The sequence below is a fragment of the Planococcus notacanthi genome, from assembly GCF_030407825.1.
GTDB lineage: Bacteria > Bacillota > Bacilli > Bacillales_A > Planococcaceae > Planococcus > Planococcus notacanthi.
Map to the genome: position 1 here is coordinate 1,455,420 of NZ_JASDCQ010000001.1, position 12,843 is coordinate 1,468,262.

11 protein-coding genes are annotated in these 12,843 nt (G+C 44.1%); 3 read left to right on the forward strand and 8 right to left on the reverse strand.

The genetic code is table 11. The features are described from left to right. Nucleotides 1-9: 9 nt before the first annotated feature. Nucleotides 10-1,728: an acetate--CoA ligase gene (acsA, locus tag QMA01_RS07105; protein ID WP_191716706.1), complete on the reverse strand. Its 1,719-nt coding sequence runs from the start codon at nucleotides 1,726-1,728 to the stop codon at nucleotides 10-12. 168 nt (nucleotides 1,729-1,896) lie between these two features. Between acsA and QMA01_RS07110 the strand changes: the two genes are divergently transcribed. The 3 genes from QMA01_RS07110 to QMA01_RS07120 are packed head-to-tail and all read left to right on the forward strand — an operon-like array spanning nucleotide 1,897 to nucleotide 4,345. Further along, complete coding sequence (locus tag QMA01_RS07110) at nucleotides 1,897-2,529, forward strand: GNAT family N-acetyltransferase (RefSeq protein ID WP_191716705.1); 633 nt, start codon at nucleotides 1,897-1,899, stop codon at nucleotides 2,527-2,529. Nucleotides 2,530-2,552: 23 nt separating this feature from the next. Continuing rightward, nucleotides 2,553-3,197 (forward strand): acetoin utilization AcuB family protein, encoded by a 645-nt coding sequence (locus QMA01_RS07115; RefSeq protein ID WP_290214607.1) that lies wholly within the window; start codon nucleotides 2,553-2,555, stop codon nucleotides 3,195-3,197. Then, nucleotides 3,194-4,345: an acetoin utilization protein AcuC gene (locus tag QMA01_RS07120; RefSeq protein ID WP_191716756.1), complete on the forward strand. Its 1,152-nt coding sequence runs from the start codon at nucleotides 3,194-3,196 to the stop codon at nucleotides 4,343-4,345. Before QMA01_RS07115 ends, QMA01_RS07120 begins: the two co-directional genes overlap by 4 nt. A 142-nt stretch (nucleotides 4,346-4,487) precedes the next feature. Here the strand turns inward: QMA01_RS07120 and ccpA are convergent, their stop codons facing one another. From ccpA to QMA01_RS07155, 7 genes are all read right to left on the reverse strand, one after another. Next, a complete protein-coding gene (ccpA, locus tag QMA01_RS07125; protein ID WP_191716703.1) occupies nucleotides 4,488-5,486 on the reverse strand; it encodes a catabolite control protein A in 999 nt (332 codons plus the stop codon). Between the two features lie 100 nt (nucleotides 5,487-5,586). Beyond that, complete coding sequence (locus QMA01_RS07130) at nucleotides 5,587-6,672, reverse strand: bifunctional 3-deoxy-7-phosphoheptulonate synthase/chorismate mutase (RefSeq protein ID WP_191716702.1); 1,086 nt, start codon at nucleotides 6,670-6,672, stop codon at nucleotides 5,587-5,589. Between the two features lie 169 nt (nucleotides 6,673-6,841). Further along, complete coding sequence (gene ytxJ, locus QMA01_RS07135; protein WP_203341210.1) at nucleotides 6,842-7,171, reverse strand: bacillithiol system redox-active protein YtxJ; 330 nt, start codon at nucleotides 7,169-7,171, stop codon at nucleotides 6,842-6,844. A gap of 16 nt (nucleotides 7,172-7,187) precedes the next feature. Next, entirely contained in the window at nucleotides 7,188-8,027 is an 840-nt protein-coding gene (locus QMA01_RS07140; RefSeq protein WP_290214609.1) for a YtxH domain-containing protein, read from the reverse strand. A 39-nt stretch (nucleotides 8,028-8,066) separates the two neighbouring features. Continuing rightward, nucleotides 8,067-8,558: a DUF948 domain-containing protein gene (locus tag QMA01_RS07145; protein WP_191716699.1), complete on the reverse strand. Its 492-nt coding sequence runs from the start codon at nucleotides 8,556-8,558 to the stop codon at nucleotides 8,067-8,069. 134 nt (nucleotides 8,559-8,692) lie between these two features. Then, entirely contained in the window at nucleotides 8,693-10,006 is a 1,314-nt protein-coding gene (gene murC / locus QMA01_RS07150) for a UDP-N-acetylmuramate--L-alanine ligase (protein WP_191716698.1), read from the reverse strand. Between the two features lie 328 nt (nucleotides 10,007-10,334). After that, nucleotides 10,335-12,842, reverse strand: coding sequence for a DNA translocase FtsK (locus QMA01_RS07155; RefSeq protein ID WP_290214610.1), 2,508 nt, complete (start codon nucleotides 12,840-12,842; stop codon nucleotides 10,335-10,337). Nucleotide 12,843 lies beyond the last annotated feature (1 nt).

Below are 12,843 nucleotides of genomic sequence, written 5' to 3' on the forward strand. Positions count from 1 at the left end.
TTCTGTGCATTAATCTTCCATTGTAGATAAATCGCCTGTCGGCAAATCCAGCTCCCAAGCTTTCAAGACACGGCGCATAATCTTACCGCTTCGCGTTTTTGGAAGTTTATCCTTAAACTCGATTTCACGTGGCGCTGCATGCGCAGCCAAGCCTTTTTTGACGAATTGGCGGATATCCTCTATTAATTCTTCCGATGGTTCATAACCGTCAACCAAAGCGACAAACGCCTTGATAATTTCACCACGTACCGGATCTGGTTTGCCGATTACACCGGCTTCGGCAATTGCTGGATGTTCCAACAGTTTGCTTTCCACTTCAAACGGGCCGACGCGTTCACCTGAAGTCATGATGACATCATCCACTCGTCCCTGGAACCAGAAATAGCCTTCTTCGTCCATATAAGCCGAATCTCCTGAAACATACCATTTGTCTTTCAGGAAATAGGATTCGTATTTCGCTGGGTTGTTCCAAATTTGGCGCATCATAGCCGGCCAGCCTTTTTCAATGGCCAGGTTGCCCATTTGATTCGGCGGCAGTTCATTCCCCTGGTCATCTACAATCGCAACTTTGAGGCCTGGCACCGGTTTGCCCATCGACCCCGGCTTGATAGCCATAGATGGATAGTTACAGATGGTCTGCGCACCCGTTTCCGTCATCCACCATGTATCGTGGATACGTTTATCGAATACTTGAGCTCCCCATCTCACTACTTCAGGGTTTAATGGTTCGCCCACCGATAATACATGGCGCAGTGTCGATAAATCATACTCTTTCACTAAAGCGTCCCCCGCTCCCATCAGCATACGGAAGGCAGTCGGCGCGCTATACCAGATGGTTACGCCAAAATCCTCAATCGCTTTGTACCAGCCATCCGGCGAGAAACGTCCCCCTAAAATGACTGTCGTAACACCGTTGAGCCAAGGTGAAAACACCCCATATGCCGTTCCTGTCACCCAGCCTGGATCCGCTGTACACCAATAGATATCGGTTTCAGTGAAATCCAAGACCCATTTGCCGGTCTGGTATTGCTGCACCATTGCATACTGGGCATGCAAAACACCTTTCGGCTTGCCTGTGGAACCCGATGTATAATGAAGAACCAAACCATCTTCTTTGTCCAGCCACTCAATTTCAAATTTATCGGAACTAGTTGGCAAGTGCTTCAGTACATCGATGTGCCCCTCGTGTTCAGCGACGTCTTCTCCCACCAGGAAAACCGTCTCCAATTTCGGCAAACGGTCATACGGTACACGGCTCAACAGCTCCGGTGTCGTAATGATCGATTTGGCATCACTGTCATCCAACCGGTCATAAATCGCACCTTCCATAAATGCTTCAAATAACGGTCCGACAATCAGACCCATTTTCAACGCGCCAAACATCAGAAAATACAATTCTGGAGAACGTGGCATGAAAATAAAGATCCGATCCCCTTTTTCCAATGTTGAATTTTCCTTCAATAAATTGGCCGCACGGTTTGTCATGCGCTTCATCTGATAGAATGTATACGACTCATTTCTATTCTGATCCTTGTAGTACAGAGCCACTTTGTTTTTTCGGTCGGAATCGGCATGGCGATCAATCGCTTCATGAGCCATATTTACTTTTCCGCTTTCATACCAACTGAATTCCTTCTCGACTTCAGTCCAATCGAAATTCTCAGCTATCTCTTCATAGTTATGTAATTGATGCACCCCTGCTCTTGCTGGTAACGCTTCCACTTTCATCCTGATCACCCTTTCAGATTGATTACCTTATATTCTACAACATTGTCACAATTGAATGCTAATTATTTTAACTTTTTAGAAAATATAGCTTATTTCGCCAGCTTTTTTCCATATCTTCCATCAGTTCATGTATAATGTAGCTAATTGTATCCTACAGGCGGTGAAAAGATGGAACATAAAAAAACGTATAACTCCACGGAGCTGGAAACCAAACATGGTCTTTTGACCATTGAAGGCCCTCTTCCTGGAAAAGAATTAAATGAACTCGAGTTTCATGAAGACCTGGTCGCTTTCAGGCCACCTGCCCAACAGCATAAGGCCATTGTAGAAATTGCTGACTTGCCGGAAGGCCGAATTCTTATTGCCCGCGAAAACAATACCATTGTCGGTTATGTCACATTCCTTTATCCTGATCCTTTGGAACGGTGGTCCGAAGGAAAAATGGACAACCTGATCGAGCTCGGTGCAATTGAAGTCATCCCCAAATACCGGGGCAGCGGCGTCGGAAAATCATTATTGAAAATCTCGATGATGGATGACGCTTTTGAAGATTTCATTGTCATTACCACTGAGTATTACTGGCATTGGGATTTGAAAGGAACTGGCTTAAATGTCTGGGAATACCGCAAAATCATGGAGAAAATGATGCAAGCCGGCGGGTTGGAATATTATGCCACGGATGATCCTGAAATCAGCTCACATCCGGCCAATTGCTTGATGGCAAAAATCGGCAGCCGTGTCGACAATGAATCGATCCAAAAATTCGATCAGCTGCGGTTTATGAATCGTTATATGTACTGATTTATTACTGAAGGGGTGTTCATATGCTAGTGGAAGAAATTATGAAAACCGATGTTTTTACATTGAGTTCTGATCAAACGGTCCAGGACGTCATGGACTTATTTAAGGAAAAACGCATTCGGCATGCACCGATTGTCGATGACGGAAAAGTGGTCGGGATCGTAACCGATCGGGATCTTAAAGATGCTGTCCCATCCAGATTCACCGTAGCTCCTAAAGGTGAACCCTATAAAAAGAAAGTGGCAGAAATCATGACGCCCAATCCCGTCACTGCCCACCCGCTCGACTTTGTCGAAGAAGTGGCGATGATTTTCTATGAATATAAAATCGGCTGCATTCCGGTCGTCAGCAACGATGAGCTTGTCGGTTTCCTGACTGAGACGGATCTTTTGTATACCTTCATCGAGCTGACAGGTGCCCATCAGCCCGGCTCCCAAATTGAAGTCCGTGTGGAAAACCGTTCTGGAATCCTGTATGAGGTGTCCAAAGTTTTCCATGAGCAGAACGTTAATGTGCTGAGTGTACTCGTTTACCCCGACAGAGAAAACAACAGCAATAAAATTCTTGTTTTCCGCGTCCAGACGATGAATCCACTTGCCATTATCAGCGACCTAAAAAAAGAAGGATTCGATGTCCTATGGCCAAACATGCCGCAAGTGAACGAATGAAACATGCTGTATTCATCTTTTCAGAAGATCAATTGGGGTATAAATTTTCTGAAACACATCCATTCAACCAGAAAAGACTTGTATTGACGATTGATTTATTAAAAAAAATGAATGCGCTTCCAGATGAATTGGTTGTCCCTGCACGCATCGCCACTGACGAAGAACTGCTGCTTGCCCACGATGAGCGGTATATCGACATCGTCAAGAAAGCAAGCCGTGGAGAAATCACGCCAGAAGCCGGCGAAAGCTACGGCATCGGCACGGAAGATACACCGATATTCGAAAACATGCATGAAGCCAGTGCCCGTCTGGTCGGTGGAACCTTAACGGCTGTCGATTACGTCATGGAAGGAAAAGCGCAGCATGCGTTGAACTTAGGCGGCGGGCTTCACCATGGCTTCAGAGGCAAAGCTTCCGGGTTTTGCATCTATAACGACAGCTCAGTTGCCATCAACTACTTGAAAAGCAAATACAATGCGCGCGTCATGTATATTGATACCGATGCCCATCACGGCGATGGCGTTCAATGGAGTTTTTATGACGATCCCGATGTTTGTACGGTTTCCATCCATGAAACCGGCCGCTACCTCTTTCCAGGAACCGGAAACATCAATGAACGCGGCAGTGGCCAAGGATATGGAACTTCTTTCAATTTTCCGATCGATGCATTCACCGAAGATGAATCTTTTCTCGAAATTTACCGTACGTCCATGAAAGAAATCATTGAATTCTTTAAGCCAGATGTCATTTTGACACAGAATGGAGCAGACGCCCATTATTTGGACCCTCTGACGCATTTATACGGTACTATGAATATTTACAAGGAAATACCCAAGATTGCTCATGAACTCGCCCATGAGTACTGTGATGGCCGCTGGATAGCTGTTGGCGGCGGTGGATATGATATTTGGCGCGTAGTTCCGAGAGCTTGGTCGTTGATTTGGATGGAAATGAACAATTTTTCCATTCCAACAGGCAAGTTGCCGGTTTCTTGGATGGAGAAATGGCAGCCGGAATCCCCTGTGAAATTGATTGACACTTGGGAAGATCCTCCGAATATGTATAAAGCCATTCCACGGAAAGCCGAAATCACTGACAAGAATCAGCAAATGTTGAATAAAGCACTGTATATGATCCGCAATAAATAAGGGTGATCATAGCAAAAAAGAGCCGCCGGAGAAATTCCGTCGACTCTTTTTTTGTTCATGCGATAAGAAAGCCTGTCTGGATTTGCAATCCGGACAGGCTTTTCTAAATTCTACTTGATCACTCTTATTGTATCTATAGCGGTTATTCTTGCTTCGTCGATTGTCTTTCTTCGATGCGGTATGGAAGAATGACCTGCTTTTCTTCAATTTCCTCATCGTTCATATACTTCGTCAGCAAACGCATTGAAACTGCTCCAATATCATAGAGCGGGAAAGCGACAGATGTCAGTGTCGGACGAGCCATGCGCGCCAGCTTTGAATTTTCATAGCTGATGACTTCTGCATCTTCCGGTATTGTTTTCCCTAGCTCTCCCAATCCATGGAGAACACCGATCGACATTTCGTCATTGCTGACAAAATAAGCAGTAGGCTCAAAAGCAGCCAACGTTTTTGCTGCTTCGATGCCTTCATCATAAGTGTTGTTGCATTCCACAACCAAGTTCTCATCAAACTCAATGCCTGCGTCTGCCAATGCTTCTCGATAAGCTTTCAACTTATAGGCTTTATTGATTCTTGAAGTGAACGGTCCCGATACAAAAGCAATTTTTTTATGGCCATTGTCGATAAATTTCTTGACCACTTCATAGGCAGCACCATAATAATCGATATTAACCGAAGCAATTGCTGCCGATTCATCTATCGAACCTGCCAAAACGATTGGCGTTGGAGAACGTTGCATTTCATAAAGAAGTTCAGATGAGATTACATCGCTCATAAAGACGATGCCATCCACTTGTTTACCCAGCATGGTTTCCAATAACTGAAGTTCCTTATTTTCGTTCTGATCTGAATTGGATAAAATGATGTTGTAACGGTACATCGTAGCGATATCTTCAATTCCACGGGCTAATTCAGCATACATGCTATTGGAAATATCGGGTATGATGACGCCGACCGTCGTTGTTTTTTTGCTTGCAAGTCCACGAGCAACAGCATTTGGACGATAGCCCAATTCTTCTATTACTTTCAATACTTTCTTTCTTGTGGCAGGTTTTACGTTTTGATTGGCATTTACTACACGTGACACAGTAGCCATGGAAACGTTTGCCTCACGTGCCACATCGTATATCGTAACGGTCATTGTGCGCCCTCCTTTTCCAGTCTTTCTCTAATCATACGACAAATTCTTCAACAATATCAACTAAAAAAAGAAAAGCCGGAGTTTATCCGACTTTTCAGTGTCACACTTTCATTTCATATTGTTTCATGAACTTCATCAACGCATCGTAGTACTCATCGAATTGACCCAAATCCATTTGTTGTTGAGCATCTGATAAGGCTACTGCCGGATCCGGATGAACTTCAGCCATAACGCCATCTGCTCCAATTGCGATTGCAGCTTTAGCTGCTGGCAACAACAAGTCACGGCGGCCGGTTGAATGCGTTACGTCAACAAATACCGGAAGGTGCGTTTCTTGTTTCAAGATTGGCACTGCTGAAATATCCAAGGTGTTGCGTGTCGCTTTTTCATATGTGCGGATACCGCGTTCACATAAAATGATGTTTTCATTTCCTGAAGCGATGATGTATTCAGCCGCATTGATGAATTCTTCGATAGTCGCTGACATTCCGCGTTTCAGTAGAACCGGTTTGTTGATCGACCCGACAGCTTTCAGCAATTCGAAGTTCTGCATATTGCGGGCGCCGACTTGAACTACGTCTACGTAGTCAAGAGCAGCTTCTAAATGGGAAGGTGTGACGATTTCAGATACAACAGCCAAGTTATACTGATCGGCTGCATTTTTCAGCATCTTCAATCCTTCTAAACCAAGACCCTGGAAATCGTAAGGCGATGTACGCGGCTTGTAAGCTCCACCGCGGATCATCTTCAATCCTTTAGCTCCGATGGCTTCAGCAACTTTCGATACTTGATCCTGAGATTCAACTGCACATGGGCCAAAGATGAAAGAAGGCTCACCAGCACCGACTTGTTCGCCGTTGATTGTAATAACAGTATCTTCAGCTTTCTTTTTGCGTGAAACGAGCAATGCTTTGCGTGTATCTTCTTCTTGCATGTTTAAGGCAGATTTGAAGATTTCCTTAAAAATATGATCAACGGTCTTCTGTTCTAATGGACCGTCATTATTATCTTTCAGCAAGTTCAACATGTGGCGTTCCCGCAACGGATCGTAGCGGTCAACTCCTTGTTTTTCTTTCAATTTTCCGATGTCTTGAATTACGGAAGCTCTCTCGTTGATCAGAGACAGAATTTGCAGGTTGACTGCATCCACTTTTTCTCTTAGCTGTTCTAAATCTAAATTACTCATTCTATAACTTCCCCTTTCGCGAATAACCTTTATCAGGTGACTCATATTAACATGATAGGACTATTATAAGCAAACTATTCGGTAAAGTCACGAAATTTATTTTAGCGATTCAACGCGCTAAAGTATTTCGAACATGAAAAAGCCGAAGCACCAAGGCTTCGGCTAATTTCTAAGCAATAAATTCTTGCATAGATTCTCTTTTAATATTGTTGTGGGAAGCGTGCCAATCAACTTTTTGACTCGTAAAATGGAACAATTGTGGCGACTCATGCTTAACTCCCGTTATCTCTTCAATCGCTTGAGAGAATTCCCGGTCTTCTTGCACCACTAGATACAAAAAGACTTGGTGCGGGTGTAATGAGCAATATTCGTTATACTCATTCCACGCTTTAGCAGATACCGGGCATGTACTGCTATGTTTAAAAAGCCAGTAATGCTGGTTATTCCCTACGGCTTGCTTTAAACTGTCCAGACTGTTTACATGCACTAAGTTTTCCATCTAAACCGCTCCCAGATTAATTCTTTTTATTGTAGTTGTTGCTTGATGAATTATTGGATGATTTGTTGTTGCTGTTGTTGCTATTGTTGTTGCTGTTAGAGTTTGTTGATTTATTCGTGTTGCTGGTATTTGACGATTTATTGCTGTTGTTGTTGCTGCTGGTCGTATTTGGACCTGTGCTTGAATTCGCAGTATTGCTGTTTGTGCTGCTGCCAGTGTTGCCGGCTACTGACGACGAACTTGAACCCGATTTTTTTTCTTCTTTCACTTCTTCAACTGCTTCTTTTAAAGCGTTAGCAGTAGAAGTGAACGCATCGGATCCTTTTTTGTCTGCTGACTGGCTTGTACTGTTTTGGACAGTCGAATGGATGTTGATGGACTCTTCGCCTTCAGATGAAGCTGTGCCATCGTCCATTGGTGACGTTCCGCCTTTCATGTTTTTCACTTTATCAACAACTTTAGTTGATTGTTCTTTTAATTGTTGAGCAAAACCAGCAGAATCATCATTAGAATCCGATTGCTGAGCTGCTTTTTCTTTCAATGTAGTGGCTTGATTTTTTAAATCAGCCTGGAATTCTTTGCCTGATTTCGGAGCTAGGAATAGAGCAGCTGCAGCTCCGACGATCCCGCCGACTAAAATACCGACTAGGAAGCTCGAGCCTCCGCCTGATTCTTCATAATCATATAAGTCGTCATAACGGTTAGAAGCGCCGTACGACTGCGGCACATAATCACTTTGCTGATAGTTGCGGCCGCTGTTCTGGTTGTATTGACCGCCTTGAGTGTAGTAATCCTTGTTATACTGTGAATCGTTATAGTTGTTAGATTGGGTAAAATTATCTTTGTTTTTGCTCATTGATATTCCCTCCAATTAGTATTAGTGGTAAAAGCAGTTTTAGTATTGTTCGTTATGCGGTAATTTTTTTTGGCCTGGTACTGGTTCATAAGTAGAGTTTGCACGAGCTTCATAAATTTTACGCTCATTCCATTTGTCGCGGATGCCCATAAAGACATTGCCCCATTGGACAACTTGTGCGATTTTGTCTTCGTTCTGTTCTACTTGCACACCAACGCGTGACGTGATGTGGCGGACAGTAGAGTTCAAATCAGTAACAGAGTTGCCGACGCCTTTAACTGCGTCAACTACACCATTCAATTTTTCTGATTTTACTTGAATGTCTTCAGCTAGTTCATTTGTCTTATGCAGCAGATTGGTTGTTTCCAACGTTACCCCCTGCAATTGATTTTCAAGACCAGCTACGGTGCCTGAAACTTCTTTTAAAGTGTTTTTCAGCGAATTTAATGTCATTGCCAACGCTACGCATAGAATTAAGAATCCAACAGCGGCGACGATCGCGGCAATGTAAAGCAAGATTTGCCAATCCATCCTGTTTCCTCCTTTTAACGAATTTATGTTATATCCCTTTTCTACCCTTGATAAGTTTGGGTTAAACACGGACTCTATTATTATTCGACAAAAACACTTGTATTCCTGCATAAAAAAACAGTTTAACCCGAAAGTTAAACCGTTTCTCCTGTATTCAATACATTTTCAAAAGCTTCCTGGAATTTGGTGACATCTCCAGCGCCCATAAACAAATAGACAGCATTGCTATGCTCTGTTAACGACGCAACTTCATCCAGTTGCAGCAGGCGGCTGCCTTCAATCTTTTCAGCCAAATCCTGAATCTTCAATGTGCCCGCTTTTTCCCGGGCAGAACCGAAAATATCACATAGATATACATGATCTGCTTCAAGCAGACAATCCGCAAATTCCTGCAGGAAAGTCTGAGTCCGTGTGAATGTATGCGGCTGGAATATCGCGATAAGCTCACGCTCCGGATATTTTTGGCGAGCTGATTGCAAGGTCGCACGAATTTCTGTTGGATGATGAGCGTAATCATCTATTAAAATCCGATCACCGATTGCCGTTTGTGTAAAACGCCGCTTAACGCCTTCAAAATCTTCAAATTGCTGCTGAATGATATCAGCTGGAATATTTTCATAATGGCAAAGCGAAATAACTGCCAATGCATTCAAAATAGCATGGTCCCCAAACATTGGTATTGTGAACGTATGATAAAACTCATTGCGGATGACTACATCAAAAGTTGTTCCGGCAGTGGTTTTTTCCACATTTCTAGCCTGGAAATCATTTTCTTCACCAAATCCGTAATAGACCACTGGAACCGGTGCTTGAATACGCTGTAAGTATTCATCGTCCCCACATGCAATAATGCATTTCTTCACTTGCTGGGCCATCTCTTCAAAAGCCTTGAAGACGTCATCTACGCCAGTGAAGTAATCCGGGTGATCATAATCGATATTCGTCATGATTGCGTAATCAGGGTGGTAAGCAAGAAAATGCCGACGATATTCGCAAGCTTCCGCCACGAAGAAATGAGAGTTTTCTTGGCCAACCCCTGTTCCGTCACCAATTAAATAAGATACAGGTTTGTAACCAGCTAAAACATGAGCCATTAAACCTGTCGTCGAAGTTTTTCCATGGGCTCCTGTAATGGCCACTGAAACGTATTGCTTCATCAAGTCGCCTAAAAACTGGTGATAGCGAATGATGGTCGCGCCTAATTCCCGCGCTTTAACCAGTTCAGGATGGTCATCCCCAAAGGCATTGCCTGCAATGATTGTCATGTTTTTTTCTATATTGCTTGCATCAAACGGCAAAATGGTGATGCCTCTTTCACGAAGGCGGTCTTCCGTGAAGAAATGCTGTTCGATATCAGAGCCTTGAACTTTTTCGCCCATATCATGCATGATTTGTGCAAGCGGACTCATACCGGAACCTTTGATACCGGTAAAATGTAAAACTGTCATAAATGAACCTCCTGTGGAAGTTGAAAATTAGTCTATAGAAATGCATTGCATCGTCTATAGCTGATGATGATTAGTGAGTATTTAATTGATAGGAATTGCATCATTTTTTTGATCACATGCCTTTAAATCTTCCTACTGCGACCTGTCAGCTTCCTCTGCGCAATAAGCGAAGTCCGACTTTCCATGATGGGATCGTAAACACAATATAGTATTATACCACAAATTTGCTATCTCGCGAAATGAGCCAGTATTCTTACTATTACACCAATTGACAAAGCTGGAGACAGCCTATTGGCTATTGCCTGCCTGCTTCGCCAATCCGGCTATTTTATGAATGAAAAACTTCTTCGATATCAGATTCAGTGATCAGAACCGATCGGGCTTTGCTGCCGTTCTGTTCGGAAATAAAGCCGTGTTGTTCTATCAAATCCATTAATCTTGCTGCACGGTTATAACCGATATGGAACTTTCGTTGAAGAAGTGAAGTAGAAGCACTGCCCTGTAGCATGATAAAACGGCATGCTTCTTCAAATAAATCATCCTGTTCAGCAGGAGACTCACTCCGCTTGATCAGTTCCTCTTCTTTGAAGAAGTATTCAGGTTTGCCTTGCAGCCGGACATGTTCAATGACTTTCTCAATCTCATCATCCGTAACAAATGTGCCCTGCAGGCGGCTTGGAGCGGACATTCCATTTCCTAGATACAACATGTCCCCTCTTCCGAGAAGGCGTTCTGCCCCTTGGGAATCAAGGATAGTTCTGCTGTCGACTTGTGAAGAAACCGAAAATGCAATGCGTGTCGGGATATTGGATTTAATCAGGCCCGTAATGACATCGACAGACGGCCGTTGCGTTGCGATCACCAAATGAATGCCACAGGCTCTTGCTTTCTGTGCGATCCGGCAAATCGAATCTTCAACATCCGAAGGAGACATCATCATTAGATCAGCCAACTCATCAATAACGATGAGAATATAAGGAAGATGTTGTGCATAATCTCCTTTTTCTTTTACCATTTTATTGTAGCGGCTGATGTCGCGTACTCCGCTGTGTGCGAAGAGTTGATAACGGCGTTCCATTTCTTCAACGGCCCATTTAAGTGAGGCCGTAGCCGCTTTGACATCCGTAATGACCGGGCTGACAAGATGCGGGATGTGGTTATACGGTGCCAGCTCAACCATTTTCGGATCAATCAGCAGCAGTTTCAAGTCTCTTGGCGATGATTTATACAGCAAACTGACCAATAGTGAATTAATGCAGACGGATTTACCAGATCCTGTTGCTCCGGCAATCAAACCATGCGGCATTTTGCGCAGATCCAATGTCACCGGCTTCCCTGTTAAATCCAATCCTAGTGCAGCTTCCAGTGGCGAATCCGATTCTTCGAATACCGCACTGCCGATTATTTCGGAAATGCGCACTGCACGGCTTGTCCGGTTCGGTATTTCGATGCCGATCGAACTCTTGCCTGGAATCGGAGCCTGGATTCGGATATCCCGTGCAGCCAGCGCCAGTTTTAAATCATCCGCTAAATTACGGATTTTGCTGACTTTCACTCCTTTGGCCACCTTCAGCTCAAATTGCGTGACAGCCGGCCCTTGGACAGTACTTAATATTTCAGCTTTGATCTGAAAATGCGATAACGCTTCGATCAAGCGCTCGCCTTGCTCTTCCATCCACTCTTCGTCTTTCCGGTCGTTTTCAGGTGCCAATAAATATTCGGGTAAAGGAAATTCATAGGCTTTTGACTCGGCTTCAGATACGGAGTTCAATGCATGGGAAGGCTGTTCAGCTAAATCTGCCGTTTTTTTTTCCGGTGATACGGCAGATCCCCCTGTTGTTTCCTCTACAGGTGCAGCAGGAGATGACAATTTTGTTTTATTTTTTAGCAGGTCTTTGTCCGATTTAAGCATCAAAACATTAAAAGGCACTGTTTTTTCACGCTTAGGCGCTGGCACGGATTTCGGTTCCGGTACCTGATCTGTTTCCGGCTCTGCCATTGCTTCTGCTACATGTTCTGTAGTCGCTGCTGGTTCTATTGCAGGTTCCGGTACTTGTTCTGCTTCTGGTTCCGTTACAGGTTCAGGCTGCAATTCCGTTTCTGGCTCGGGCTGTGTTTCCAGCTCCTGCTCTGCTTCAACTGCATCGGCTGATTCAGTTGTTAACGGGTCGTTATGTATTAAGGTTTCAGTGGTTTTGGCCTCCGTCTCTACGTTTGAAGGAGCTTGAGAAGTTTCGTGCACCACAGGTTCTGGATGTTCTGCTGTTTCACGAGCTGTTGTCTGCTCCGGCTCGTTCTCGAAAATCGGTGCAATCTCATGCTCAACTACAGGTCTTGGCTTATGCCAACCAGCTCTTGCTCTTGCCTGAATCGCTTCATCATGCAATTCACGGTTATATTTATTTTCTCTTTCTTCTGTCATCTTTTGTGTGGGTGCAGGGCGTGACGTATTATAGCCGTAAACCGATGAAACTGAACGGCTAGGTTCGAAACGGCGCGCAGTATTAACAGGCAGTTCGGTCGCTTTGCGTTTTGGTGCAGGGCGTACCGGGGCCTCTTTTGGTCCCATAATTGGCTTTTCTGTTGGAACGACCGATTCTTTTCGCAAAATCTCTCTTTCACGCTCATCGAAAATAGGCATTTTCGGGCGGATTTCTGTCCGTTTTACATCACGGATAAAATCGTCTTTTTCTTCATCTGGAATAAGCGGGAAACGAAAAGGCGCTTTTTCTTTTTTGGCAGTCGGGGCCGGTTCATAGAGAACCTCTTCTTCCGTTTCCTCAACATCATCTGCATCTGTGAACATGCGGTTCCATACGTTTTTAATCCAGCTCATT